The following is a 25,408-nucleotide window of genomic DNA, read 5'->3' as shown; positions in this document are numbered from 1 at the left end:
GCTGCTGTTGGTTGAAGTTATTTCGCGTCCGGCCCGGTCTCCTGCGGATCAATTTCCGGCACGGTCCCGGTGTGCGGGGCGGAGGTCACCTTCTCCACGACCTGGCGCAGCTCGTCGGAGTACAGGGTCTCCTTGGCCGCGTGCTTGGTGCGGTAGCCGGCGCGGCCGATCATGTGCGCAGACACCGGGGCGGTCAGCAGCTGCATCGCCCAGGCAAGGACGAGGACCGGGATGACGGTCCAGCTGCGCAGGTGGATGGCCAGTCCGGCGAAGATCAGCAGGAAGCCCAGCACCTGGGGTTTGGTGGCCGCATGCATGCGGGTGAGCATGTCGGGAAAGGTCAGCAGGCCGATGCCGGCAATCAGGGACATCAGGCAGCCCAGAATCAGCAGCACGGCGACGAGGATGTCGAGGAAAAGGTCCATTACGCGTTCCTCTGATCCGAGACATAGCGCGAGACGGTCACCGAGCCGATGAACCCGATGGTGCAGGCGGCGACCACGAACAGCACGTAGTCGGTGTGCCTGTTCAACGCCATCTCCAGGCACAGGGCCGCGGAGATGATCAGCAGCATGACATCCAGGGCCAGCACCCGGTCGAGGATTGAGGGGCCTTTCGCCACACGGACCAGGCAGGCGATGGCGCCCAGCCCGAGCAGGCTGCCGCAGATCCAGACGACAACTTCGATCATGGCTTCTCCTTTGTCCTTCTCACGCGGGGGCTGCATTCGTTCTTGATGGCTTCGTACTCGTCCTGGCTGCCGATGGCCATGATCAGGCGGCGTTCGATGTCGCGGATGTTCTCCCGCGCCTTCGCGACCTCCTGGGCCGAGTCGACGTCGATGTAGTGCAGATACAGGGTCGAGGAGCTGCGGTCCACGTCGAGCACGAAGGACCCGGGAATCAGCGTCAGCACATGGCCCACGGTCATCACGATCAGGTCCGAGTCGGTGCGCAGCGGCACCGCGATCACCGAGCTGCGCGTCTTCTTCCCGCGCACCACCGCCAGCCAGGCGACGTGGACGCTGGCGGCGACGACCTGGCCCAGGAACCATCCGAACAGCTTGACGCAGTACCAGAGGTTCAGCCGCCCGGAGAGCACCACCGGCGGCAGCGGGAACAGGTTCACGATGACCAGCGCGATGACGGCGCCAAAGATCAGGTTGCCCGGGGAGAAGTCCTGCCAGAGCGCTCCCCAGACGAAAACCAGCAGGAGCAGCAGCGGCCACTCCTGCTTGAGCGTGGCGCGGTGGCGGACGCCGGCGGTGTCCAGCGCGTCGTCGATGCGCTGGTCGCGCGGGGCCAGGTTCTTGTTCGGCATGTTGTCCCTCCGCTCAGTAACTCAGGATGGCGTTGATGTACGGTTCGTGGGCGATCAGCTGCGCCGCCACTCGCTGGCAGAACTCGAAGATCGGCCCGGCGAACACCGTCAGCGCGATGCCCGCCACCACCAGCGAGCCGGTGGCGTAGCGCATGCCCCAGGGCAGCGCCTCGGATTCGAGTTCGCGGGCCAGCTTCAGGCCCAGGTGCGGCGCCTGGGCGCCGCCGGCGGCGGTCTGGTCCGCGACCTTCGCCGCCTCGTCCACCAGGTCCGGGTTGGGGATCTCGGCGTCCGCCGCGCGGCGCCAGAACATGCGGGCCCACACGCGGATGATCGCCAGCAGGGTCAGCAGGCTGGTCAGCAGGCCGGCGGCGATGACCACCCAGGTCAACGCGTCTGCATCCTGCGCGGCCGCATGCAGCAGCCCGAACTTACCCAGGAAGCCGGAGAACGGCGGGATGCCGCCCAAGTTGATGGCCGGGATGAAGAACAGCAGCGACAGCGCCGGGGACAGCTTGGCCAGCGATCCCAGCCGGGTCACGTTCGCGCTGCCGGCGCGGCGCTCGATCAGCCCCGCCACCATGAACAGCGAGGTCTGCACGATGATGTGGTGGCCGACGTAGTAGATGGTCGCCGCGATGGCCAGCTCGCCGCCCACGGCCACGCCGAAGATCAGGTAGCCGATGTGGCTGGTCAGCGTGAAGGACAGCATACGCTTGAAGTCGGTCTGCGCGATCGCGCCGAGGATACCGATGACCATGGTCAGCGCCGCGACCACCAGCAGCCCGGCGTTCACCGCGCCTCCCGGGAACAGCAGCGTCTCGGTGCGCACGATCGCGTACACCCCCACCTTGGTCAGCAGGCCGGCGAACACCGCGGTCACCGGGGCCGGGGCCGTCGGATAGGAGTCCGGAAGCCACAGCGACAGCGGGAAGACCGCCGCCTTGATGCCGAAGGCGATCAGCAGCAGCACATGCAGGATCAGCTGCGGTCCCTGGTCAAGCTGCGGCAGCTTCCCTGCCAGGTCCGCCATGTTCACGGTGCCGGTCGCCGCGTAGGTCATCGCGATGCCCATCAGGAAGATCACCGAGGAGACCACGGAGACCACCACATAGGTGGTGCCCGCGCGGATGCGCTCGGCAGTGGCGCCCAGGGTCAGCAGCACGTAGCTGGCGGTCAGCAGGATCTCGAAGCCGACATACAGGTTGAACAGGTCAGCTGCCAGGAACGCGTTGGACACGCCGGCCAGCAGGATCAGGTAGGCCGGGTGGAACACCGACACCGGCCCGGGTTCGTCCCCGTCGGCCAGGCCCTGGCTGGTCGCGTAGAACAGCACCGCCAGCGACACCAGGGTGGAGATCAGCAGCATGAAGGCGCTGAAGCCGTCGACCATCAGCGAGATGCCCCACGGCGACTGCCAGCCGCCGATATGCACCGCGTAGCTCTCCCCGCCCCACACGGCGGCCAGCATGCCGGCTTCCAGGAGCAGGGTCACGCACAGGATGCCGATGGTGATCAGGCGCTGCAGCTTGATGCGGCGGCGGACCAGGAAGGCGGCGCCGGCGCCGAAGATCGGCAGTACCACCGCCAGCGGAGCAAGATCCAGGAAATTCACTCTTCCCCCTCGCGAATCGGTCGGCCTTCTTCGTCAACGAACTCGGTCGTGTCCTCGGCCACCGGCGAATCTTCCTCTTCGTCATAGGCGGTGGACTGCGACACCTTGATGTCTTCGGTGTCGTCGGCCAGCACGTCGGCGCTGGTCAGCGTCCAGGAGCGGTAGATCATCGCGAGCAGGAACGCGGTCACCGCGAAGGTGATCACGATCGCGGTCAGGATCAGCGCCTGCGGCAGCGGGTCGGAGTACTGATCGGCGGGCAGGTCGGGCTTGAACAGCGGCGCCGCGCCCTTGCGCCCGCCGGCCGTCAGGATCAGCAGGTTCACCCCGTTGCCCAGCAGCATGATGCCCAGCAGCACGCGGGTCAGGGTGCGTTCGAGCACCAGGTAGAACCCGGTGGCCAGCAGCACCCCGGTGATGACCAGGAAAGTGATGTTCACGCTCATCGGCCGACTCCCGTCTGCGACGCTTGGATTGGGTCATGCTGTTCGATGGGGCTGCGGCCCTCGGAGAGCAGGTCGATCTCGCTGCCCAGCGAGCGCAGCACGTCCTGCACCAGGCCGAGCACCACCAGGTACACGCCGATGTCGAAGATCGTGGAGGTCACGAACTTGTGCTCGCCGAAGACCGGAAGCCAGAACTCCCACGCGTAGGTCGTGAAGATCTCGTCCCCCGCGAACAGCGGCATGATCCCGGACAGCCCCGCCAGCGCGATGCCGCCGCCGATCAGCATGCCCGGAGCGATGCGCATGGACTCGGACAGCTCGATGCGCCCGCCGGCCAGGTAGCGGATGGTCAGCGCCAGGCCGGCGATCAGGCCGCCGGCGAACCCGCCGCCGGGGGTGTTGTGCCCGGCCAGCAGCGTGTACACGGACATGATCAGCACCGAGTGGAACATCAGGCGGGTGACCACTTCGAAGATGATCGAGCGGCGTTCGGCCACCAGGGTGTTGCCGGCCATCAGCCAGTCCTGGTTGGAGCTGGCGGCGAAGCGCCGGGCGATGCGCAGCTCGACCTCCTTCTCCGCCTGGGAGCCCATGGCCTCGGAGCCGGAGTCGATGCTGCCCGGGGCCACCTGGTGGGCGCGCACCCTTCGGCCGAAGCCGCGGCCGGCGAAGATCAGCGAGGCCACGCCGGTGGCCGCAGCGGCCAGCACGGTGATTTCCCCGAAGGTGTCCCATACGCGCATGTCCACCAGGGCCACGTTCACGACGTTTTTGCCGAAGCCCTCGTAATAGGCAAGTTCCGGCCATTCCAGAGAGATCGGCGCCTGCCCGCGGGCTGCCATCATCGCGATCGCGATGTACACGACCATGATCGACAGCGCGATCGCCAGGATCGCGCGGCCCCACTTGATGCGGGTCAGCCCAACCCACAGGCGCTTGGGCAGCGCGCGCAGCGCCAGCACGAAAGAGACCAGCACGATGGTTTCCACCAGCAGCTGGGTCAGCGCCAGGTCCGGGGCGCCCTGCAGGGCGAAGATCGCGACCATGCCGTAGCCGGTCACCGAGACCATCAGCACCGCCATGAAGCGCTTGGGCGCGGCGATCGCGATCACGCAGCCGGCGATGATGATCGCCCCGATGATCAGCTGCGCCGGATGGTCGGCAATGACCCAATTGGTCGGCCACGGGGTTTCCACCGCCAGCGCGATGCCCAGCGGCAGAACCAGCACCACGGACAGGATCACACCCAGGTAGAAGGACAGCGAACCGCGCTGGGTGCGGCCGGTGATCCAGATGGCCGCCATGTCCAGCACGTTCACCGACATGCGGTACAGCTCCTCGGCGGAGGTGACCATGCGGCGCAGCGGCGCGCCGGTATCGGTGCGCCGGCGGATCCAGTAGAAGAACAGGCCAAGCCCCACCGAGATCGCGCTCAAGCCCAGGGCCGCGTTGAACCCGGCGAAGGCCGCCAGGTGCATGTCCGGGGCCCCGCCCTGCAGCGCGGACCAATGCTTGGAGAGCAGCTCCACCGGGTACGGGAACAGCCCGAACCCCAGGGTCAGGGTGCTCAGCACCAGCAGCGGGGTCAGGAAGATCAGCGTCGGCGGCTTGCAGACCAGCGGGTCGACCTTGTACTTCTTCACGCCGAACGCGCCGAAGAAGAAACGCAAGGAGTAGGCCATGGTCAGCGCGGCGCCCAGCACCATGCCGATCAGCGCGTACGGGCCCCACCTGGTGTCCAGGTGCAGCGCCGATTCGTAGACAGCTTCCTTGGCCACGAAGCCGAGCAGCAGTGGCAGCCCCGCCATGGAGGCCGCGGCGATGCCGGCCGCGGTGGTCAGGATCGGCATCGCATGGCGCAGCCCGGTGAGCTTGCGGATGTCGCGGGTACCGGTGTTGTGGTCGATGATGCCCACCGACAGGAACAAGGTGGCCTTGAACAGGCCGTGGGCCAGGGTCAGCGCCAGCGCCGCGAAGGCGGCGTCCGGTGTGCCCAGGCCGAAGACGGCGATGATGAAACCCAGCTGGGAGACGGTGCCGAAAGCCAGGATCAGCTTCAGGTCGTACTGCTTCAGCGCGCGGAACCCGCCGATGAGCATGGTGAGCAGGCCGATGCCGACGGTCATCGGCACCCACAGGCCTGTCTCGGCGAATCCGGGAGCCAGTCGGGCGATCAGGTAGACGCCTGCCTTGACCATCGCGGCGGCGTGCAGGTAGGCGGAGACCGGGGTGGGCGCCGCCATCGCCCCGGGAAGCCAGAAGTGGAAGGGCACCAGTGCGGACTTGGACAGCGCGCCGACGATGATCAGCGCCACTGCCACGTCGGTGTAGGTTCCCAGCGCGACCAGTTCGCCGGAGGCTGCGATGATCTCGGAGAGCTGGTAGCTGCCGGTCTGGGTGCCCAGCATCAGGATGCCGGCGAGCATCACCAGGCCGCCGAAGGTCGTAATGATCAGCGCGTTCATGGCCGAGCGGCGCGCGGTGATCAGGGCCTGGCTGAAGCCGATCAGCAGGTAGGACAGCACGCTGGTGATTTCCCAGAAGATGAACATGATGATCACGTCATCTGCGGTCACCAAACCGGTCATGGCGCCGGCGAACGCGACCATCTTGGCTGCGAAGCCGCCGATCTGCGGGTCGTCGTTCTTGAAGTAGCGCGCGCAGTAGAACAGCACCAGCGCGCCCACGCCCAGGATCAGCAGCAGGATCGTGGCGGACAGGGTGTCCATGCGGAAGTTCAGCCCGATGTTCAGCCCGGGGATCCAGTCGATGCGGATCGAGGGCGGGGCGTTCGGGGCCCCGGAGGCCAGCGACTGGTCGGAGGCCAGCACGGCGGGCAGCTTGGTGAGCAGCCAGATGAATCCCGCGGCAGGAACCGTCGCGACGACGTAGAACGCGTTGCGCTTCAGCACCCGGAAAAGCAGTGGGCACAGCAGTGCTGTGGCAAACAGTGCACTGAGAATGATGAGCACGCGTCTCCTCTGTCGACTGGAAATGGGGCAGAGTTCGACGACCAAAAATAGCCGGCACTTGTAATTTTATCAGTCTGGGCTCAGACTTCCTTCATGTCAGAGCGTTTCCATGCCGTCATCTCGGCGGTTCGGACGGCACATCTATCGCGCCCGGCCCTACGCCAGCCCTCCGCCGCTTCTCTCGAATTCATCTGCTGATTACCGCAAACGGGTACTATGCGAGCATGAGTTTCAATCAGCGAACGCAGCCGGTTCCTCCAGCAGAGAAATGGCTGACCAAGTACACCTGGGCGTGGGCCAGCTGGGACTGGGGCCAGGCCGCGATCAACGCGGTGATGATCACCTTCGTGTTCACTGTGTACCTGACCAGCGAACTTTTCGGCGACAAGGACCATGCTTCGCTCGTGCTCTCGCAGGCGCTGGCCATCGGCGGGGTACTCATCGCCCTGCTGGTACCGGTCACCGGCATGCGAGCCGACGCCGCCGGGCGCCGCAAGCTGTGGATCATGGTCAACACCATCGCGCTGGTGCTCATCTGCGCCGCCGGCTTCTTCGTCTACCCCGATCCCGGTTTCCTGTGGTTCGGCGCGCTGCTGATCGCGGCGATGTCGGTGGCCAGCGAGTTCGCCGGGGTGAACTACAACGCGGTGCTCAACCAGATCTCCACCCCCGCCACGGTCGGCAAGGTCTCGGGCTTCGGCTGGGGCATGGGCTACGTGGGCGGCATCCTGGCGCTGGCCCTGGTGCTCTTCGGCTTCGTGGATCCGATCTTCCAATGGCCCGGAGCCTCCACGGAGAACTCGCTGAACCTGCGGCTGGTCGCGGTGTTCTCCGCGCTGTGGTGCCTGGTGTTCGCGCTGCCGCTGTTCTTCCTCATCCCCGAATCCCGCGCCGCGATGAACGAGAAGATCCCGCTGCGTAGCTCCTACGCGGTGCTGTTCCGGCGCATCGCAAGCCTGTGGCGCGAGGACAAGAACCTGATCTTCTTCCTGCTCTCCTCCGCGGTGTTCCGCGACGGCCTGGCGGCGATCTTCACCTTCGGCGGCGTCATCGCCGCCGGCACCTTCGGGTTCGCATTGAGCGAGGTCATCATCTTCGCCATCGTGGGCAACGTGGTGGCTGCGGTCGGCGCGATCATCGGCGGACGGCTTGACGACGTACTCGGCCCCAAAGCCGTGATCACCGGCTCCCTGGTCGGCCTGCTGCTGGCCGGGGCCGGGGTGTTCTTCTCCCCCGCCGCCACCGGATTCTGGATCTTCGGCCTGCTGCTGTGCCTATTCGTCGGCCCGGCCCAGGCCGCCGCCCGGTCCTACCTGGCCCGGCTCATTCCCGCCGGCCGCGAGGGCGAGATGTTCGGGCTGTACGCGACCACCGGCCGCGCGGTGTCCTTCCTGGCTCCGGCGTTGTTCGGCGCCGCGATTGCGATTGCCACCCCGTTGGTGGCCGCCGGCGAGGCCCAGCGCTACGGCATTCTGGGCATCCTGGTGGTCTTGGCGGTCGGCTTGGCCCTGCTGCTTCCGATCCGCGCGCCGAAGAAGTCCTCCAACGAAGCCTCTGCTTAAGCGCCTCGTCCCGGCAGCCGTTCGGGCTGCCGGGACGAGGCGAAGCGATTCGCGAGGGTGCTAGTTCTCGATGATGGTGCGGTGGAAGTTCAGGTGGCTGCGTGAGGCCGTCGGGCCGCGCTGGCCCTGGTAGCGGTTGCCGTAGCGGCCCGAACCGTAGGGGTTCTCGGTTTCCGAGGTCAGCTTGAAGAAGCACAGCTGGCCGATCTTGGAGCCGGGCCACAGCTTGATCGGCAAGGTGGCCATGTTCGACAGCTCCAGGGTTACGTGGCCGGAGAAGCCAGGGTCGATGAAGCCGGCGGTCGAGTGGGTCAGCAGGCCCAGGCGCCCCAGGGAGCTCTTGCCCTCCAGGCGCGCGGCGATGGAGTTGCCCAGGGTGACCACTTCATAGGTGGAGCCGAGCACGAACTCTCCCGGATGCAGGATGAACGGTTCCTCGGGATCGACCTCGACCAGACGGGTCAATTCGCTCTGGTCCTGGGCCGGGTCGATGTGCGCGTACTTGTGGTTGTCGAACAGCCGGAAGAACCGGTCGATTCGAACGTCCACCGATGCGGGCTGGATCATCTCGGCATTAAACGGCTCCAGGCCGATCTCTCCGGACTCAATTTCTCTGCGAATATCACCATCTGAATACAACACGCCTTTAAATTTATCGTGTCTGCGGCGCAACGGTGAATACCGCACCCCTATATGTACGCGCGATTCGCGCTTCCGGAGGTTTCGAAGTGGGCGGATTCTCATGTGCTGTCCAGAAAATCCGGATATTCTGGGAGCGGGACGCAGTGTCCCCACCGCACCACCGAGGGATTTCCATTCATGCGCTTGGCTTCCGCCCTGACCAGCTCCGTACTCGTCGGAGTGCTCGTGTTCTCCGGCACGGCCGCCGTTGCCGCGCCCGAGGATATTCCGGCCGTCGAGGCCGCGGAGCTGGCTTCTGCGTCGAGCCTGCTGGCGCTGATCAACCCGAGCACCAAGCTCTCCCCCGAGGACTACACCCCGAAGGACCTGGTCACCCTATCCGGGACCTCCTTCCAGCTGCGCAAGCAGGCCGCCGACGCGGTGGAGGACTTGGTCGCAGACGCCCGCGCCGCGGGCCACAGCATCAAGGTACTCAGTGCCTTCCGCTCCTACCAGCGCCAAGCCGCCCTGTTCAACAAGTACCAGGCGCAGTACGGCACCGAGTACGCCGAGCGCATCTCGGCCCGTCCGGGAACCAGCGAGCACCAGCTGGGCTTGGCCGCCGATCTCGGCTATACCAACAGCCGCGCCGAGTTGAAGGAAGCCTTCGGGCAGACCCCGGCAGGCCAGTGGATCGCCGAGTACGCGGTCGACTACGGGCTGATCGTGCGCTATCCGGTGGGCAAGGAAGAGATCACCGGCTACAAGTACGAGCCGTGGCATGTGCGCTATATCGGCAAGGAGCAGGCCAAGGCCATGCAGGAATCCGGCGCCGAGACCTTTGAGGAATACTTCGACATGCTGCAGGACGCGTCCATGCAGGCCCAAGCCACCCCGGCGGCGAAGCCGAGTGATGAACCGGGCTCCGTGCCGTCCACGCCCGTTGAGCCAACCACCGAGAAGGAGAACCAGAAGGTCGAAGGCTCCGGCGTGCTGCGCGAGGACGACCTCATGGTGCTGCGTTTCCTGCCGCCCTACCGCGACTGGAGCTTCGGCTTCACCAAGTAGCGGCTAGAAGATCGCCGCCACCGAAAGCAGCACCATCGGCGGCACTAGGGTCGAACCCAAGGCTGTGAGCCAGTGCGCGGTCTTGCCGGTGGCGTTCTGGCAGGCTCCGCTGCGCTTGCGGCGGCTCACCAGATACACGTTTACCAGGATCCAGACGATCGCTCCGATGGCCAGCGGCGGCCCGAGCACGAGGTTGGACGAGAAGTAGCCCTCCACGTTGTGGGCGAGGGACTCTGCGCCCAGGGAGATCATCGGCCCTTGGCTGACGTACATGTACAGCATCCAGAAATAGATGATGCCGGGGATTCCAAGCAGGACATTGACGACAAAAAGCCGAGTCATGCGGTTGCCTCCAAGCGGTGCCCGGATGCGCTGTGCACCGCAGGCGACAGGCGATGCCTGCGTATCGGTTGCTCCGAGTCTACCCCCGCCTCCTGGGAATTCCGGGGCTTTTCGCGCACCCGGCCGGTGTGCATCAGCTGTGAAAATCCGCGCTTAAACAAGCTGTCCGCCGCCGCTCCCCTGAGGGGAACGGCGACGGAGCGCAGGTGTTTGCGCCTGTCAGCGGCGCTATCCGGGGCTACTTGGAGCGTACCGGGATGCCGGTGAAGGTCGGCTTCATGGTGGAGGCGAAGAAGTCGTTGCCCTTGTCATCCACGACGATGAAGGCCGGGAAGTCCTCAACCTCGATCTTCCAGATGGCTTCCATGCCGAGTTCTTCGTACTCGATGACGTCGACCTTCTTAATGCAGTCAAGCGCCAGGCGGGCGGCAGGGCCGCCGATGGAGCCCAGATAGAAGCCGCCGTGGGTGTCGCACGCATCGGTGACCTGCTGCGAGCGGTTGCCCTTGGCCAGCATCACCATGGAGCCGCCGGCTGCCTGGAACTGGTCCACGTAGGAGTCCATGCGGCCTGCGGTGGTCGGGCCGAAGGAGCCCGAAGCCATGCCCTCAGGGGTCTTGGCAGGACCTGCGTAGTAGACCGGGTGGTCCTTCAGGTACTGCGGCATCTCTTCGCCGGCGTCCAGGCGTTCCTTGATCTTGGCGTGCGCGATATCGCGGGCCACGACCAGCGGGCCGGTCAGCGACAGGCGGGTCTTGACCGGGAACTTGGTCAGCTCGGCCAGGATCTCGTCCATCGGCTTGTTCAGGTCGATCTTGACCACCGAGGAGCCGCCGGTGCCGGAGACGCCCGAGGTCTCGTCGTCGTGGGCGGCGATGGCCGGGTGGGACTCGTCCGGCATGAAGCGCGCCGGATCGGTTTCCAGCTGCTCGACGAACAGGCCTTCTTCGGTAATCTTCGCCAGCATCTGGCGGTCGGCCGAGCAGGACACGGCGATGGCCACCGGCAGCGAGGCGCCGTGGCGCGGCAGGCGCACCACGCGCACATCGTGGCAGAAGTACTTGCCGCCGAACTGCGCGCCGATGCCGAAGTGGCGGGTCAGCTCGAGGACCTTCTCTTCCAGATCGGTGTCGCGGAAGCCGCGGCCGGTCATGGCGCCCTCGGTCGGCAGCGAGTCCAGGTACTTGGCGGAACCGTACTTGGCGGTCTTCAGCGCCATTTCGGCGCTGGTGCCGCCAATGACGATGGACAGGTGGTACGGAGGGCACGCGGCGGTGCCCAGCGAGCGCAGCTTCTCATCAAGGAAGGTCAGCATGGCGTTCTCGTTCAGGATCGCCTTGGTCTCCTGGTACAGGAAGGACTTGTTGGCCGATCCGCCGCCCTTGGCCATGAACAGGAACTTGTAGCTGGTGTCCGCGCCCGGCTTGGTGTTGGCGTACAGGTCGATCTGGGCCGGGAGGTTGTTTCCAGTGGCCTTCTCTTCCCAGGTGGTGATCGGGGCCAGCTGCGAGTAGCGCAGGTTCAGGCGGGTGTAGGCGTCATAGATGCCGCGGGAGAGCGAGATCTCGTCCTGCTCCTCGGTGAGCACACGCTGGCCGCGCTTGCCCATCACGATCGCGGTGCCGGTGTCCTGGCACATCGGCAGGATGCCGCCGGCGGCGATGTTCGCGTTCTTCAGCAGGTCCAGCGCCACGAACTTGTCGTTCGGGCTGGCGTCCTCGTCGTCGAGGATGTTGCGCAGCTGCTGCAGGTGTGCCGGGCGCAGGTAGTGCGAGATGTCGTGCAGGGCGGTCTCTGCCAGAAGCTCCAGTGCTTCGGGGGCGACCTTCAGGAAGTTCTTGCCATCGGGACCGGCGACAACCTCGACGCCCTCGGTGGAAATCTTGCGATATTCGGTGGTGTCTTCGCCGATGGGCAGAAGATCCTCATAACGAAATTCAGGCATGCTCGTTCCTTGAATCTATGGTGGGTGCTCGCTATCCAGTTTAGGCCTTGTAACCGGATTTGGCTTATTCGGCGTTTGCGCCCGGGCGGTGATCGCGACATGCTTGGGGTATGAGCACCGAGAACACCTCCGCCCCGCTGGACGGACAAGATCCTAACGAGCGCCCGGATATGATCATCGAAACCCCGATGGACAAGGAACAGGCCCGGCCGAAAACCCACTTCGAAATGATGCTGCAGGCAGGGCTTAACAAACCGGAGCTTTCCGGTTCGGTGCTCAGCGCGTTCATGAGCGCGGAGGTCTTCTTCCTCTCCCGCGAAGAGGTCACCGGCGAGAACAAGAACGCCCAGCCGCTGCTGCTGACCAACCCGGCCGGCGCTCCGATGGTCGCCGTGTTCACCTCCATCGAGCGCATCCCCTCCAGCTACATCGACCAGGCAGGCTACGGCGTGAAGGTGCAGGGCGCGACGATCGTGCGCGCGCTGCAGGGCACCGGTTTCGTAGTGAACCCCGGCGACGAGCTGAGCTTCGAGATTCCCGCCGAGGGCGTGGACATCCTCAAGGAGCAGATGCTCAAGCAGGATCCCGAAGCCTAGCAATCCACCGCAGCGGGACCCGGATTTTTCCGGAGCCTGATCGTGCGATATGCTGTTTTTCGCCCGGGCCGTCATTAGGCCGCTCGGAGCATGCGGGCGTAGCTCAATGGTAGAGCGCTAGCTTCCCAAGCTCGATACGCGGGTTCGATTCCCGTCGCCCGCTCGCACAGATTGCCGGGACACCCATGGGTGCCCCGGCAATTTTCTGTTCCACCGCGAGGAGTTTCATGACCGGAGTTCTTGAAGGCTTCTCGATCATCTGGGTGGTCATCGCCGTGGGCTACCTGGTGGGGCGCACCGGGGTGCTCGGGGAGCAGGCCCGCTACGTGCTCAACCGCGTCACGTTTTTCGTCGCCAGCCCGGCGCTGCTGTTCACCACCCTGGCCGATTCCGACCCCGTCGCCGTGCTCGGCCCGCTGCTCTGGGTGGCAGGCCTGTCCGCGGTGCTCACCGCCGTCGTCTACCATCTGGCCACCGCCCGCTGGCTCAAGCGCCCAGCCTCGGAACGGATCGTCGCGGCCATGGCCGCCTCCACGGTGAACTCCGCCAATCTGGGGCTTCCCATCGCGCTGTACGTGCTCGGCGACATGTCCTACGCGGCGCCGATCATCCTGTTCCAGCTGGCCCTGTACCAGCCGGTGAACCTGGCGATGCTCGACGCCACCACCTCCAAGCACCGCACGACCCCCATGGCCATGGTCCTGGCCACCGCGAAGAACCCGATGATCATCGGCTCGCTGCTGGGCCTGGTCGTCGCGCTGACCGGTGTCCAGGTCCCGCAGATCGTGCTCGAACCGGTCAACCTGATCGCCGGCGCCTCGATCCCCGCCATGCTGCTGGCCTTCGGCATCTCGCTGGTTGGCTCCAAGCCGCTGGAGAAAGCTTCCGGCCGCCGGGCCGACGTGCTCATCGGCTCGGTCGCCAAGCTGGTGGTCCATCCGCTGCTGGCCTGGGTGCTGGCCTACTACCTGTTCGACCTGCGCGGCGAGCTGCTGGTCGCCTCGGTCATCATGGCCGGGCTTCCCACCGCGCAGAACATCTTCGTCACCGCCTCGCGCTACGAGCACGGGGTCGTGATCGCCAAGGACACCGTGCTGATGACCACCATCTGCGCCATCCCGCTGATGATGGCGCTGGCGCTGCTGCTGGGCATCTGAACCGTCGTATTTCTTTACATGACTTGGGTACGGAAAAGACCCGGCACCCGGGTCTATGATCGGGGAATAGCCCGCGGCCGCCGGCCGTTGTGTACGGTTATCCGTTCCCTAGCATCCTTGTGAGGTCATCGTGAAACGCATCGCTCCCCTGCTGGCCACCGCCGCCGCCCTTGCCCTGACGCTGAGCGCCTGCGGCGGATCCCCGGACAGCGGCGGCACCCCCGATGAAGCGGGCGCCTCCGCGCTGCAGAAGGTCAAGGACGCCGGCGTGCTGACCGTGGGCACCGAAGGCACCTATCGCCCCTTCTCCTACAACGAGGGCTCCGAGCTGACCGGCTACGACGTGGAGGTCATCAAGGCGGTCGGCGAGAAGATGGGTGTCGAGGTCAAGTTCCAGCAGACCCAGTGGGATGCGATCTTCGCCGGGCTGGACGCCGGGCGCTTCGACGTGATCGCCAACCAGGTCGCCATCAATCCCGAACGCGAAGCCAAGTACCTGTTCTCCGAGCCCTACACGGTCTCCACCGGCGTGATCGTCACCAAGAGCGGCAACACGGACATCACCTCCTTCGAGTCGCTCAAGGGCAAGAAGACCGCGCAGTCGCTGACCAGCAACTACTACGAGACCGCGAAGGCCGCCGGCGCCACCGTGGAACCGGTGGAGGGCTGGGCCCAGGCGGTCACCCTGCTCAAGCAGGGCCGCGTGGATGCCACCGTCAACGACAAGCTGACCTTCCTGGACGCGCAGAAGACGCACCCGGATGACAGCATCAAGATCGCCGCCGAGGCCGAGGACAAGACCGATTCGGCCGTCGCGCTGCGCAAGGACGCCACCGACCTGCAGGAGGCCATCAACACGGCTCTGGACTCCCTGCGCGCCGACGGCGAACTGGCGAAGATCTCCGAGAAATACTTCGGCGAGGACGTCAGCAAGTAGCGACCGGCTTCCCAGTAGACTGGCTCCACACGTAGCACGCGTGGAGCCGGTTTCATTTTTCGCAAAAGGTGACCCATGGACTCGAATTGGCAGTTGTTCCTCGACTCGCTCTGGCCGCTGACCCAGGCCGCGATCACCGCCAGCATTCCGCTGGCCGTCATCAGCTTCGCCATCGGCCTGGCCGTGGCGCTGCTCATGGCGCTGATGCGGATCAGCGGCAGCAAGGTGCTCTCCTCGGTCGCCCGCGTCTACATCTCGATCATCCGCGGCACTCCCCTGCTGGTGCAGCTGTTCGTGATCTTCTACGGCATGCCCTCGATCGGGCTGACCATCGACCCGTGGCCCAGCGCCATCATCGTGTTCAGCCTGAACACCGGCGGCTACTGCGCCGAGATCCTGCGCGCCGCAATCCTCTCGGTCCCGGCCGGGCAGTGGGAGGCAGGCTACACCGTCGGCATGTCACGCACCCGCACGCTGTACCGCATCATCCTGCCCCAGGCCGCCCGGGTCGCGGTGCCGCCGCTATCCAACTCGTTCATCTCCCTGGTCAAGGACACCTCGCTGGCCTCGATCATCCTGGTCGGCGAGATGTTCCGCAAGGCGCAGGAAATCACCGCAGTGACCTTCGAATTCATGCTGCTGTACTGCACCGCGGCCGGCATCTACTGGGTCATCTGCCTGCTGCTCTCCGCCCTGCAGAATTCACTGGAAGGAAGGCTTGAAAAGCATGTCGCCAAGTAACCCTGCCGCAAGCCTGCTAACCGTCACCGGCCTGCACAAGTCCTTCGGGGCGAACCAGGTGCTCAAGGGCATCGACTTCACGGTGCACACCGGCGAGGTGGTGGCGCTGATCGGGCCCTCGGGATCCGGCAAGACCACCGCGCTACGCTGCCTGAACGGACTGGAGATCCCGGATGCCGGCACCGTCGCCTTCGCCGGCGGCCCCGAGGTCGCCTTCAGCGCGGGCTTCAAGCCGAAGCAGGCGCAGATCCTGCGCCAGCGCTCGGCCATGGTTTTCCAGGGCCACCATCTCTTCCCGCACCTGAGCGTGCTGCAGAACGTAACCGTCGGCCCGCTGGAGGTGCAGAAGCGCCCGCGCGCCGAGGTCATGGAGCAAGCCACGGCGCTGCTGGCCCGCGTCGGGCTGGCGGACAAGGCCCAGGCCTATCCGAATTCCCTCTCCGGCGGCCAGCAGCAGCGCGTGGGCATCGTGCGCGCGCTGATGCTCAAGCCGGATCTGCTGCTCTTCGACGAGCCGACCAGCGCGCTGGACCCGGAGCTGGTCGGCGAGGTGCTGGTGGTCATCAAGGAGCTGGCCCAGGAAGGCTGGTCGATGGTGCTGGTGACCCACGAGCTGACCTTCGCCCGGGACGTCGCGGACACCGTGGTGTTCATGGACGGCGGGGTCGTGGTGGAAACCGGGCCCGCCTCCCAGGTGCTCGCCGCGCCGCAGAACCCGCGCACCCAGGCCTTCGTCCAGCGTCTGCTGCACCCCTTTTAGAGGCTCACCGGTTCCCATGCCAGCCGCGGAATTTCTGCATTAGGCTATGGCTATGGAATCCACGCTGCTGACAAACCTGATCAACGGGTACGCCTTCACCACCGACTGCCTGGAGCTGGGCGCTGCGATCGTCGACGGGGCCGCGCGCCCCGAGGCACAGGTCCGCGTGCCGCTGTCGATGCTCAACCGCCACGGCCTGATCGCCGGAGCCACCGGCACCGGCAAGACCGTGACCCTGCAGGTGATGGCAGAGCAGCTGGCGGTCGCCGGCGTACCGGTGTTCCTGGCCGACCTCAAGGGCGACCTCAGCGGCCTGGCCCAGCCGGCCGAACCCAGCGCGAAGCTCGACGAGCGCCTGGCCGGCATCGGGCACCGCTTCACCGCCCGGTCCAACAAGGTCGAATTCCTGGTCCTGGGCCAAGGCCCCGGCGGCATCCCGGTGCGCGCCACTGTGGACTCCTTCGGCCCCATCCTGCTGGCCCGCGTGCTGGAGCTGAACGAGACCCAGGAGCAGGTCCTGCAACTGGTGTTCCACTACGCCGACACCCGCAAGCTGCCGCTGGATGACCTCAAGGACCTGAAGTCGGTGCTGGAATTCCTGCTCGGTCCCGAAGGCAAGGAAGACCTGCGCTCGCTGGGCGGGGTCTCCCCAGCCAGCGCCTCGGTGATCCTGCGCGGGCTGACCATCCTGCAGGCCCAGGGCATGGACCCGTTTTTCGGGCAGCCCGAATTCGACACCGCAGACCTGCTGCGCAGCGAGGGCACCGGGATCATCAGCGTGCTGGAGCTCCCCGCGCTTAACCGCCAGCCGCTGCTGTTCTCCACCTTCCTCATGTGGCTGCTCGCTGACCTGTTCGACGAGCTGCCCGAAGCCGGGGACCTGGATAAACCCAAGCTGGTGTTCTTCCTGGACGAGGCGCACCTGCTGTTCAAGGGAGCGTCCAAGGCCTTCACCGAGGCAATCATCTCCACCGTCCGGCTGATCCGTTCCAAGGGCGTGGGCCTGTTCTTCATCTCGCAGTCCCCCGCCGACCTGCCCGACGAGGTGCTGGCGCAGCTGGGTACCCGGGTGCAGCACGCGGTGCGCGTGTTCACTCCCAAGGACGCCGAGGCGCTCAAGAAGGTCATGGGCACCTTCCCAGCCGGCGAACTGGATTTGAAGACCGCGCTCACCCAGGCAGGCGTGGGCGAGGCCGTGATCACGGTGCTCGGCGAGAAGGGCGTGCCGACCCCCGCCGCGTGGACGCGGCTGTCTTCCCCGGGCTCGCGCATCGGCCCGGCCGACGCCTCGGTGGTCTCCGGCATCATCGCCGCTTCCGCCCTGGCGGCCAGGTACTCCACCGCGCTGGACCGCGATTCGGCCCATGAAATGCTCACCGGGCAGCCCGCTGCCGCCCAACCGGCCCAAGCGCAGCCTGCCGCGCAGCCCGCCAACCAGCCCGGCACCCCGGAGCCGGCGTCCGCGAGCTCGCAGGACGGGCCGGCGACCAGCGCTGACATCGACGAGGAAGCCCGGCGCATCGCCGAGTCCATCCTGGGCAAACCCACCACGGTGCCGGCCAGCGACTTCCCGATGCCGGACTACCAGCAGGGCCCGGAGCCCGAACCTGCCCCGCGCTCCCGCCGCAAGGATTCGACACCGCAGGACTCGACCTCCTCGCGGCGCCCTGCCGAGCGCACGCAGACCAGCGAGCTGATGGATTTCGCGTTGGATGCGGCGAACATGCTCGGGCGCGAGGTGCTGCGCGGCATGTTCGGCACCCGCAAGCGCAAACGGCGGTGAAACACCGCAATAAGTAGCCCGGTTTCAGGGTCGGCGGTGAAAACCGATAGCCTGAGACGTGATGAATTCTCGTACCTCAGCGCCCGTCACCGCTTCGCGCATCGCCGTGCGGTGGGCCATTGCCGCCGTTGTCGTCATAGCCCTGCTGGTCGGCGGCGCGCTGGCCGCCAACCGCCTGCTCTTCTCCCCGCAAAAGCAGGTCGCCTCGCTGCAGCAGTACCTGGCCGCGGGCGACGGCGCCCATGCGCTGGGCCTCATGCAGGCCACGGTGCCCCAGGGCGACGCGGTCGCGCTGGACGGCGAGGTGCTCAAGCGCACCCAGGAAGGCATCACCGACTTCACCGTCGACGCCGCCGTGCCCAGCGAGCAGGATCCGGATCTGCGCCAGGTCACCGCGCACTACAAGGCCGCCGGGGTGGACAAGGAGTCCACCTACATGCTGCGCCACACCGGCAAGAACTGGCTGTTCTTCGACACCTGGGCCTTCGAGCCATCCACGCTGCCGACGGTGCAGATCAAGGCGAACACTGTCAACGAGGTCAACGTCAACCAGCAGGCCATCCCGCTGAAGGCCGGCACCAGCACGCTGCCGGTGTTCTACCCGGCGGTGCTCGACGCCAGCTTCAGCACCAAGAACTTCGAGGCGGACACCCGCGGCGTGGTGGTCACCGGGGTCGGCAAGCAGCCGGTGCAGATCGCGCTGAAGACCCAGCCGACCAAGGAATTCATCGCCTCCATCAGCGCCAAGGTCAAGAAGTACCTCGACGGCTGCGCCACGCAGCAGGTGCTCATGCCCTCGGGCTGCCCGTTCGCCTACAACACCACCGCCCGGGTGGATTCCTCCTCGATCAAGTGGTCCATCGACAAATACCCGACCATCGACGTCAGCTACTACAACGGCGCCTGGATCCTGGCCCCGCTGGAGGTCAAGGCCAGCGTGAATCTGGTGGAGCAGGACCTGCGCACCGGCGCCAAGGAAGCGAAGAAGGTCACCGAGAAGTTCTCCTTCACCGCGCACCTGACCACCAGCACCACCGAGGTCTCCGTGTCCCCGGTGGCCGGCGGCGAGCAGGCCGCCCGCTAGCCTGCGGCCCGGCCGGCGGCCAGCGCGCGGCAGCTAGCGCAGGTTCAGCATTTCGCGGATCTGCGCGCGCAGCGGCACCGCGTCGTGGCGGAACTTCTGCCAGGCAACCAGCGCCGCGATGCTCGCGGCCAGCGACAGCCCGGCACCGATGGACACCGCCACCCGCACCCCCAGCTCCTCGGCCAGCCAGCCGATCAGCGGCGAGCCGATCGGGGTGCCGCCCATGACCACCATCAGGTACAGCGCCAGCACGCGCGCCCGGTATTGGGCCGGCACCGAGGTCTGCACCATGGTGTTGCAGCTGTTCAGGAAGGTCAGCGACGCCAGCCCCACCGGCACCAGCATGATGCCGAAGAGCACGTAGTTCGGCATCCAGGCGCTGGCCAGCGCGGAAATGCCGAAGGCGATGCCGCCGCCGATCAGGTAGCGCCAGCGCGGGCTGGAGCGCCGGGCGGCCAGCAGCGCGCCGCCGAAGGTGCCCACCGCCATGATGCTGCCCAGGATGCCGAATTCGCCGGCGCCCACCCCGAAGGCCTCGGTGGCCATCATCGCGTTGGTCATCTGGAAGTTCAGCCCGAAGGTGCCGATCACGAACGCGAGCCCGAAGATCAGCAGCAGGTCGCGCCGGCCCTTCACGTAGCGGAATCCCTCGCGCACCTGCCCGCGCTCGCGCTTGACCGGCTTGGCCGGGTGCAGCTGGCCCTTGCGCATGAACACCAGCGAGGAGATCACCGCCAGGAACGAGGCGCCGTTGACTAAGAACGCCGGGCCGGTGCCGAAGGTGGCGATCACCGCGCCGGCCACGCCGGGGCCGGCAAGCCGGGCCAGGTTGAAGTTCGCGCTGTTCAGCGCCACCGCGTTGGCCAGATGGGTGCCCGGGACGATCTCGGAGACGAAGGCCTGGCGGGCCGGGGCGTCGAACGCTGAACCGATGCCCAGCAGGGTGGCCAGGATGTACACGTGCCACAGCGCCGCGGTCTCGGTGACCACCAGCAGGCCCAGCACGATCGCGCACAGGCCCATGAACGCCTGGGTCATGATCAGCAGCCGACGCTTGTTGAAGCGGTCGGCGACCAGCCCCGCATAGGGACCGAGCAGCAGGATCGGCAGGAACTGCAGGCCGGTGGTGATGCCGGTGGCAGTGCCGTCGTTGTCGGTGAGGACCGTGAGCACCAGCCAGTCCTGCGCCACGCGCTGCATCCAGGTGCCGATGTTGGAGACCAGCGCGCCCGCCACCCAGTTGCGGTAGTTGGGTATTTCCAGAGCCCGGAACATTTGCGATGCCATCAGTATCTGCCGGATCCCTCCGGCGCCTCCCGCATCCAGTCTAGCCATGCGTGCGCCGGACTTGCTGAGGTTTCCTCATATTTCTCTTCCGGGGCGCTTGCGGGGCAACCACCGGGACCCCGTTTAATGCCCGATGCCGGCCCCGCTCGCGGTGAGCGGGGCCGGCATCGGGACGGGCCTGGGAGCCTGGCGGCAGGCTAGTTCACGCCGCGCAGGTCAAGCTGCAGCTCGTTCTCGCCCTCGGCGTCCAGCAGCACCGGGATGCCCCAGTCCTGCTGGTACAGGTGGCAGGCCGCGTGGTCCGGGATCTCGCCGCCGGGCTCGCCGTCGCAGGCGGCCGCGCGGGCGGTGATGTGCAGGACGCCCTCGGCAACCTGCGGGTTCAGGCTCAGCGTGCGGGTCAGGCCGGTGGAGGTGCCCGCGCCGTCGAGGATCAGCTCCTCGGGGCTGGCGGAGATCTTCAACTGGGTCGGATCTCCCCAGCGGTCATCGAGCTTCTGGCCCTTCGGCGCGGCGAAGCGTACCTGGATCGCGTGGGCCCCTGCCTGCACCCGGGTCTTGGGGCGCTGGGTCTGGCTGGCGCCCTCGTCGATGACCAGCGCCTCGGCGGGGATCGGGATGCGCACCAGCTGGTGGGTGTTGGTCTCCACCACCAGCAGCACCGGGTCGCCGTCCACGGAAGCGTCCACCAGCACGTCGGCCGGCTCCTTCAAGCCTTTGGCCAGAGTGGAGACGGTGTTGGTCGACGGGTCGAAGCGGCGCACCGCGCCGTTGTAGGAGTCGGCGATCGCGATCGAGCCGTCCGGCAGCACCGCCACGCCCAGCGGGTGCTGCAGGCGCGCCTGCTCGGCTGCGCCGTCGCGGAAGCCGAAGTCGAACAGACCCGCGCCGATCGCGGTGTGCACGGCCACGGCGTGCCCTTCGGAAATCTCGATGCGGCGCAGCGCGCTGGTCTCCGAGTCGGCCACCCACACGTCCGCCCCTGCCAGGGCCAGGCCCGAAGGCTGGGCGAACCACGCCTCGGTGGGCTCGCCGTCGGCCAGGCCCTCCAGGCCGCTGCCGGCGAAGACCGACACGGCGCACGTGCGCGGGTCGAAGGCGAAGATCTGGTGGGTGCCGGCCATCGCGATGACCACCAGGCCCGATGGGTGGTAGAGCACGTCCCACGGGGAGGAGAGCGAAATGTTCAGCACGTCGGTGCCCAGCTGCGTGGGCTGCTGCGCGCTGCGCGCGGTGTCCGCATCCAGCAGGCGCTGCACGCCGTTGCCGGCCAGCGTGCCCACCGCGCCGGTGGACAGGTTGACCGAGCGCAGGCGGTGGTTGACGGTGTCGGCGACGATCACGTCGTAGCCAACTTCTGCGGCAAGCTCCGCCGGCAGCGCGGTCAGCCCCTGCAGCTCGTTGAACTGCGCGGTGTCCGCGTCGCCGTCCGCGTAGCCCTTCACGCCGGCGCCGATGGTGCGCACCAGCTGCAGGTCGGCGGTCAGCTCCACCAGGCGGTGGTGGCCCGAATCGCCCACCAGGAAGTTGCCGTTGCCCAGCGCGATGGCCTTGCCCGGGAAGCGCAGGTCGCCTTCGCGGGCCTCGGGCGCCACGTAGGGTCCGTCGCCGCGGTGCAGGGTGCCCTTGGCCTCGTGCTCGGCGATCAGTTCCTCGATCAGCGAGCCCAGGCCCTGGGCGTGGCCCTCGCCGGAAAGGTGCGCGACGATGTAGCCCTCGGGATCCAGCACCACCAGGGTCGGCCAAGCGCGCGCGCCGTAGGCCTGCCAGGTCACCAGCTCCGGGTCGTCCAGCACCGGGTGGTGGATCTCGTAGCGCTCGACGGCGGCGGCCAGCGCCTCCGGGTCGGCTTCGTGCTCGAACTTCGGGGAGTGCACACCCACGGTGACCAGCACGTCGGAGTACTGCGCCTCCAGCGGTCGCAGCTCGTCGAGCACGTGCAGGCAGTTGATGCAGCAGAAGGTCCAGAAGTCCAGGATCACGATCTTTCCGCGCAGGGCTTCGAGGTCCAGCTGCTTGCCGCCGGTATTCAGCCAGTTGCGGCCCAGCAGTTCGCTGGCGCGGACCTTGTAGTTGGCTCGGACCGAATCGGAAGTGGCGCTCATGGGCATCCTTTCGCAGTTGCCTGGGTGTGGCAGATTGTCTTCAATTATCCGCCACCGCACCGGTGGGGACTAAAGGTGTTAAGCAACGTTGAGTGCCGCCCCGGCAGGCGCCGGATTCGACTCCTGCGCAGTGCAACCCGCGCGCGCCTGGCGGTATTCCCCGCGCGCCTGCGGCGCTACTGCACCTGGGTCATCGTGGTGTCCAGGATGCTGGTAGCCACCTGGTTGAAGGTCTTGTCGTCCAGCGGCTGGGAGGAGACGAAGGAGACCATGCCGGCGTAGTTCCCGGTGGCGGAGATCAGCACCAGCGAATCCTGCGGGTACTTCCCGTTGCGCGTGTAGTACAGCGCCGAATCCACCGAGTCCACCTTCGGGTCGGAGAACTTCAGGGTCTCGGAGTAGTCAAGCCCGTTGATCTTCACGCTCCGGCAGTCAGCCAGGATGGCCGACACGTTCGCGAAGTGCTCCTTGAGCTCCTGGCGGTCCTGGTCGTTCTCCAGCTTGGCGACCTCGATGGAACCGGTGATGTTCTGCGACTCGTTGGTGAAGTCGGTGCGGGCCGCCTCGGTGCCCAGCTGCACCGGGGACCAGTTCAAGTCGTCGACCGGGGCCGCGCAGCTGCCCGGCAGCACCACGATGTCCTTGAGCGTATCAGTCGGCTTTTCGGCCAGCGCCTTGAGGTCCTCGCCCTGGATCTTCGCGGAGTTCGGGAAGCCCAGCTTGGCGGCGATCACGGCGCCTGCGGTGGCGGCGACCTCGGCGGTGCTCAGGTCCGGCACCTCCGGGCTCGGGGTGGCCGACTCCCCCGAGGCGATCTTGTGCGTCTGGTCCTGCGGCATCTCGGCCGGTTCGGCCGCGCAGGCGCTGAGGGTGAGCAGCAAACCCGCTGCCATCAGTGCGGTGAACTTCTTAGCCACGGGTTTCCTTCTCATCGATCTTCTTGTAGCGCTCGAACATCTGGTTGTATGCTTCCAGCTCGGCATCGCCGTCGCGGTCGGCCTTGCGGTCGTAGCGTTTGGTGTCCTTGTTGTCCTGGCGCAGCCAGGAGACCGCGACCATGATGGCAAGCACCAGGGTCGGGACCTCGCCGATCGCCCACATGTAACCGGCGCCCAGCTCCTGATCGGCGATGGCGCTGCCGCCCCAGGTGCGGCCCATGTTGCCGAAGTAGTCCGAGGCCAGCAACTGGGTGGTGCTCATCAGCGCGACGCCCACGAAGGCGTGGAAGGCGACGGTGGCCAGCAGCGCCACCAAGCGGATCGGGTACGGGTAGCGCTTCGGGACCGGGTCCGCATCGATCAGCGAGAGCGCGAACAGGTAGCCGGTGAGCAGGAAGTGCAGGTTCATCAGCTCGTGGCCTGCGTGGTAGACCATGGCAGGTTCCAGCACCGGGGAGAAGTAGAAGATCACGATCGACCCGGCGAAGTTCACCGCAGCGAAGATCGGGTGGGTGATCACCTTCGAGTAGCGCGAGTGGATGACGTAGTTGATCCATTCGCGCGGCCCGCGGGTGCCGTCGGTGCGCGGGGTGAGCGCCTGCAGCAGCAGCGTCACCGGCATGCCCAGCACCAGGAAGATCGGCACGATCATGGTCAGCGACATGTGGTCGATCATGTGCGTGGAGAACTGCACCTTGCCGTAGACCGCGACGGCGCCGCTGGTCACGTAGAACAGCGCGGCCAGGCCGACGATCCAGCTGACCAGGCGCAGGATGCTCGGCTTGTCGCCGCGGCGGCGCAGCGTGATGAACGCCCAGAGGTAGAAGGCCAGGCCGAACAGGCACACCGCCACCCAGATCCAGTCCATGCGCCAGACGGTGAACCAGCTGGACATGGTCGGCGCCTCGGGCAGGTCGTACCCGGTCAGCAGCCGCGCCGGGGACACCACCGGTGGGGCCTCGTCGCTGGTCGGCGGCGCGGTGCGGGCCAGCACGGTGGCCAGTGACATCACCGCGGCCATGATGGCGACCTCTGCGGCGATCACGCTCCAGGCGGCCTTCAGGACGCTGTAGTCGCCCGCCAGCAGCTTCGGGATCACCCGGCTGCGGTGCATCAGGCCCAGCGCGCCGAGCATCAGCGTGAGCAGCGCCTTGCCCATCAGCAGGTAGCCGTAGGTGGAAAACAGCTGGCCGACCTCGGTCACACGGATGACCGCGGAGGCCACGCCGGAGCCGATCATCAGGAAGATCGCGCCGGTGGCGACCGCAGAGAAGCGCTTGAGCACCACGCCAGCCAGCAGCTGGCCGCGCTGCCGGCCCGGGGCTTCGCCACCCATGGCAGGGGCAAGCAGGCCGAGCATCATGATGCCGCCGAACCACAGGACCACGGCCAGCAGGTGCAGGCCGATGGAGTTCACCGCGGCGAAGTGGTCGTCGCCCCCGGAGGCGTGGCCGATGAACGCCAGCGGGATGATGCCGGACATCGAGAAGACCGCGGCGAGCCCCACCCCGGTCTTGGAGCGCACTGCCAGCGCCAGCGAGGTGGTGATCGCGGAAATCACGACCATCCACGCCCAGGCGCGGCCGGTGGTGATGCCCATGATGTAGTCCAGCATCGCCACGGAGTACTCCGGGCGCAGGTTGATCGGGATGCCGGCCAGGTCCCAGAAGGTCAGCATCAGCACCCCGGCGGCGGACAGCGTCCACACCACGCCGGCGCCCGCGGCGATGTTCATGCAGCGGGTGAAGGCCGGGTGGTCGTGGGTCTGGTCCTCGGCCTCGCCGGCGGCCGCGCGTTTGGTCTTCACCGCGCGCGGCACAATGGCCGCCGCGAAGACCAGCGCCGCCACGGCCAGCGCCATGGAGGTGTGGTGGATGGCTCGGGTGGCGGGCAGCGCCCAACGCACGAACGGCCCGGGGTCTCCCAGCAGGCTCGGCGCGGCGATTCCGGCGAGGAGCACCGCCACCACGAAGGTGAGTGCCATCGCCAGGATCCCCGGCAGGATGAAGCGGGTGACTTTTGGCGCGCTCTCGCGCTGTGCAGTATCTATGGCCATAACCTTTCCATCATCTCACTTGCCCGCGCCGGAGCGGAGGCCGCTGGGCGGTTTTCTGCCGGTCGGCGGTGCA

22 protein-coding genes and 1 tRNA gene are annotated in these 25,408 nt (G+C 66.8%); 10 read left to right on the top strand and 13 right to left on the bottom strand.

Annotated elements, in window-relative coordinates; genetic code table 11:
- Positions 1-17 precede the first annotated feature (17 nt).
- The 6 genes from mnhG to RF641_RS13225 are packed head-to-tail and all read right to left on the bottom strand — an operon-like array spanning position 18 to position 6,353.
- Positions 18-425 (bottom strand): monovalent cation/H(+) antiporter subunit G, encoded by a 408-nt coding sequence (gene mnhG, locus RF641_RS13250; RefSeq protein WP_047119883.1) that lies wholly within the window; start codon positions 423-425, stop codon positions 18-20.
- The gene (locus tag RF641_RS13245) at positions 425-691 is read right to left on the bottom strand and encodes a monovalent cation/H+ antiporter complex subunit F (protein ID WP_047119884.1); all 267 of its coding nucleotides are present in this window, start codon (positions 689-691) and stop codon (positions 425-427) included. Before RF641_RS13245 ends, mnhG begins: the two co-directional genes overlap by 1 nt.
- Complete coding sequence (locus RF641_RS13240; RefSeq protein ID WP_082123963.1) at positions 688-1,320, bottom strand: Na+/H+ antiporter subunit E; 633 nt, start codon at positions 1,318-1,320, stop codon at positions 688-690. The genes RF641_RS13245 and RF641_RS13240 overlap by 4 nt, the downstream gene beginning before the upstream one ends.
- 13 nt (positions 1,321-1,333) lie before the next feature.
- Positions 1,334-2,935 carry a Na+/H+ antiporter subunit D gene (locus RF641_RS13235; protein ID WP_424573379.1) on the bottom strand — a complete coding sequence of 534 codons (1,602 nt, stop codon included), beginning with the start codon at positions 2,933-2,935 and terminating at the stop codon, positions 1,334-1,336.
- Positions 2,932-3,381, bottom strand: a complete 450-nt coding sequence (locus RF641_RS13230; protein WP_047119886.1) for a Na(+)/H(+) antiporter subunit C — start codon at positions 3,379-3,381, stop codon at positions 2,932-2,934. Before RF641_RS13230 ends, RF641_RS13235 begins: the two co-directional genes overlap by 4 nt.
- Positions 3,378-6,353, bottom strand: a complete 2,976-nt coding sequence (locus RF641_RS13225; protein WP_424573378.1) for a Na+/H+ antiporter subunit A — start codon at positions 6,351-6,353, stop codon at positions 3,378-3,380. The genes RF641_RS13230 and RF641_RS13225 overlap by 4 nt, the downstream gene beginning before the upstream one ends.
- 224 nt (positions 6,354-6,577) lie before the next feature.
- On the opposite strand from RF641_RS13225, the gene RF641_RS13220 reads away from it, so the two are divergent.
- The gene (locus RF641_RS13220; protein WP_424573377.1) at positions 6,578-7,915 is read left to right on the top strand and encodes an MFS transporter; all 1,338 of its coding nucleotides are present in this window, start codon (positions 6,578-6,580) and stop codon (positions 7,913-7,915) included.
- 60 nt (positions 7,916-7,975) lie between these two features.
- Here RF641_RS13220 and dcd read toward each other — a convergent pair whose 3' ends face one another.
- Positions 7,976-8,557 carry a dCTP deaminase gene (dcd, locus tag RF641_RS13215; RefSeq protein ID WP_047119889.1) on the bottom strand — a complete coding sequence of 194 codons (582 nt, stop codon included), beginning with the start codon at positions 8,555-8,557 and terminating at the stop codon, positions 7,976-7,978.
- Positions 8,558-8,734: 177 nt separating this feature from the next.
- Here dcd and RF641_RS13210 point away from each other — a divergent pair, with 177 nt between their 5' ends.
- Positions 8,735-9,604, top strand: a complete 870-nt coding sequence (locus tag RF641_RS13210) for a M15 family metallopeptidase (protein ID WP_053798633.1) — start codon at positions 8,735-8,737, stop codon at positions 9,602-9,604.
- Between the two features lie 3 nt (positions 9,605-9,607).
- On the opposite strand, the gene RF641_RS13205 is transcribed toward RF641_RS13210, so the two are convergent.
- Together RF641_RS13205 and RF641_RS13200 are read right to left on the bottom strand one after the other, a co-directional pair.
- Positions 9,608-9,946, bottom strand: coding sequence for a hypothetical protein (locus RF641_RS13205; RefSeq protein WP_053798634.1), 339 nt, complete (start codon positions 9,944-9,946; stop codon positions 9,608-9,610).
- A 238-nt stretch (positions 9,947-10,184) separates the two neighbouring features.
- Positions 10,185-11,891 carry a fumarate hydratase gene (locus RF641_RS13200; RefSeq protein ID WP_113607518.1) on the bottom strand — a complete coding sequence of 569 codons (1,707 nt, stop codon included), beginning with the start codon at positions 11,889-11,891 and terminating at the stop codon, positions 10,185-10,187.
- 110 nt (positions 11,892-12,001) lie between these two features.
- On the opposite strand from RF641_RS13200, the gene RF641_RS13195 reads away from it, so the two are divergent.
- From RF641_RS13195 to RF641_RS13160, 8 genes are all read left to right on the top strand, one after another.
- Complete coding sequence (locus RF641_RS13195) at positions 12,002-12,487, top strand: SseB family protein (RefSeq protein WP_424573376.1); 486 nt, start codon at positions 12,002-12,004, stop codon at positions 12,485-12,487.
- A 92-nt stretch (positions 12,488-12,579) separates the two neighbouring features.
- Positions 12,580-12,650 (top strand) — tRNA-Gly (locus RF641_RS13190).
- A 64-nt stretch (positions 12,651-12,714) separates the two neighbouring features.
- Complete coding sequence (locus RF641_RS13185; RefSeq protein WP_047119893.1) at positions 12,715-13,644, top strand: AEC family transporter; 930 nt, start codon at positions 12,715-12,717, stop codon at positions 13,642-13,644.
- A gap of 130 nt (positions 13,645-13,774) precedes the next feature.
- On the top strand, positions 13,775-14,581 hold the full coding sequence (locus RF641_RS13180; protein ID WP_424573375.1) for an amino acid ABC transporter substrate-binding protein: 807 nt from the start codon (positions 13,775-13,777) through the stop codon (positions 14,579-14,581).
- 75 nt (positions 14,582-14,656) lie between these two features.
- The gene (locus RF641_RS13175) at positions 14,657-15,322 is read left to right on the top strand and encodes an amino acid ABC transporter permease (protein ID WP_047119895.1); all 666 of its coding nucleotides are present in this window, start codon (positions 14,657-14,659) and stop codon (positions 15,320-15,322) included.
- Complete coding sequence (locus RF641_RS13170; protein ID WP_424573374.1) at positions 15,309-16,082, top strand: amino acid ABC transporter ATP-binding protein; 774 nt, start codon at positions 15,309-15,311, stop codon at positions 16,080-16,082. The genes RF641_RS13175 and RF641_RS13170 overlap by 14 nt, the downstream gene beginning before the upstream one ends.
- A gap of 46 nt (positions 16,083-16,128) precedes the next feature.
- On the top strand, positions 16,129-17,865 hold the full coding sequence (locus RF641_RS13165; protein ID WP_424573373.1) for a helicase HerA-like domain-containing protein: 1,737 nt from the start codon (positions 16,129-16,131) through the stop codon (positions 17,863-17,865).
- 61 nt (positions 17,866-17,926) lie between these two features.
- Positions 17,927-18,949, top strand: coding sequence for a hypothetical protein (locus RF641_RS13160; protein WP_424573372.1), 1,023 nt, complete (start codon positions 17,927-17,929; stop codon positions 18,947-18,949).
- A 33-nt stretch (positions 18,950-18,982) separates the two neighbouring features.
- Here the strand turns inward: RF641_RS13160 and RF641_RS13155 are convergent, their stop codons facing one another.
- From RF641_RS13155 to RF641_RS13140, 4 genes are all read right to left on the bottom strand, one after another.
- Complete coding sequence (locus RF641_RS13155) at positions 18,983-20,236, bottom strand: MFS transporter (protein WP_244910892.1); 1,254 nt, start codon at positions 20,234-20,236, stop codon at positions 18,983-18,985.
- 197 nt (positions 20,237-20,433) lie between these two features.
- Positions 20,434-22,341 (bottom strand): NHL domain-containing thioredoxin family protein, encoded by a 1,908-nt coding sequence (locus RF641_RS13150; RefSeq protein ID WP_424573371.1) that lies wholly within the window; start codon positions 22,339-22,341, stop codon positions 20,434-20,436.
- Between the two features lie 176 nt (positions 22,342-22,517).
- On the bottom strand, positions 22,518-23,258 hold the full coding sequence (locus RF641_RS13145) for a hypothetical protein (protein ID WP_424573370.1): 741 nt from the start codon (positions 23,256-23,258) through the stop codon (positions 22,518-22,520).
- Entirely contained in the window at positions 23,251-25,335 is a 2,085-nt protein-coding gene (locus tag RF641_RS13140; protein WP_424573369.1) for a cytochrome c oxidase assembly protein, read from the bottom strand. Before RF641_RS13140 ends, RF641_RS13145 begins: the two co-directional genes overlap by 8 nt.
- Between the last annotated feature and the right edge of the window lie 73 nt (positions 25,336-25,408).

The sequence above is a fragment of the Arthrobacter sp. 'calajunan' genome, assembly GCF_046940185.1.
In the GTDB taxonomy this organism is placed as follows: Bacteria; Actinomycetota; Actinomycetes; order Actinomycetales; family Micrococcaceae; genus Glutamicibacter; species Glutamicibacter soli.
This window is presented reverse-complemented; position numbering and strand designations above follow the sequence as displayed.

Coding starts and splice junctions, on each gene's coding strand:
- mnhG (WP_047119883.1), bottom strand. CDS start 425: ATGGACCTTTTCCTCGACATCCTCGTCGCCGTGCTGCTGATTCTGGGC.
- RF641_RS13245 (WP_047119884.1), bottom strand. CDS start 691: ATGATCGAAGTTGTCGTCTGGATCTGCGGCAGCCTGCTCGGGCTGGGC.
- RF641_RS13240 (WP_082123963.1), bottom strand. CDS start 1,320: ATGCCGAACAAGAACCTGGCCCCGCGCGACCAGCGCATCGACGACGCG.
- RF641_RS13230 (WP_047119886.1), bottom strand. CDS start 3,381: ATGAGCGTGAACATCACTTTCCTGGTCATCACCGGGGTGCTGCTGGCC.
- RF641_RS13220 (WP_424573377.1), top strand. CDS start 6,578: ATGAGTTTCAATCAGCGAACGCAGCCGGTTCCTCCAGCAGAGAAATGG.
- RF641_RS13210 (WP_053798633.1), top strand. CDS start 8,735: ATGCGCTTGGCTTCCGCCCTGACCAGCTCCGTACTCGTCGGAGTGCTC.
- RF641_RS13205 (WP_053798634.1), bottom strand. CDS start 9,946: ATGACTCGGCTTTTTGTCGTCAATGTCCTGCTTGGAATCCCCGGCATC.
- RF641_RS13200 (WP_113607518.1), bottom strand. CDS start 11,891: ATGCCTGAATTTCGTTATGAGGATCTTCTGCCCATCGGCGAAGACACC.
- RF641_RS13195 (WP_424573376.1), top strand. CDS start 12,002: ATGAGCACCGAGAACACCTCCGCCCCGCTGGACGGACAAGATCCTAAC.
- RF641_RS13185 (WP_047119893.1), top strand. CDS start 12,715: ATGACCGGAGTTCTTGAAGGCTTCTCGATCATCTGGGTGGTCATCGCC.
- RF641_RS13175 (WP_047119895.1), top strand. CDS start 14,657: ATGGACTCGAATTGGCAGTTGTTCCTCGACTCGCTCTGGCCGCTGACC.
- RF641_RS13170 (WP_424573374.1), top strand. CDS start 15,309: ATGTCGCCAAGTAACCCTGCCGCAAGCCTGCTAACCGTCACCGGCCTG.
- RF641_RS13165 (WP_424573373.1), top strand. CDS start 16,129: ATGGCTATGGAATCCACGCTGCTGACAAACCTGATCAACGGGTACGCC.
- RF641_RS13160 (WP_424573372.1), top strand. CDS start 17,927: ATGAATTCTCGTACCTCAGCGCCCGTCACCGCTTCGCGCATCGCCGTG.
- RF641_RS13155 (WP_244910892.1), bottom strand. CDS start 20,236: ATGGCATCGCAAATGTTCCGGGCTCTGGAAATACCCAACTACCGCAAC.
- RF641_RS13150 (WP_424573371.1), bottom strand. CDS start 22,341: ATGAGCGCCACTTCCGATTCGGTCCGAGCCAACTACAAGGTCCGCGCC.
- RF641_RS13140 (WP_424573369.1), bottom strand. CDS start 25,335: ATGGCCATAGATACTGCACAGCGCGAGAGCGCGCCAAAAGTCACCCGC.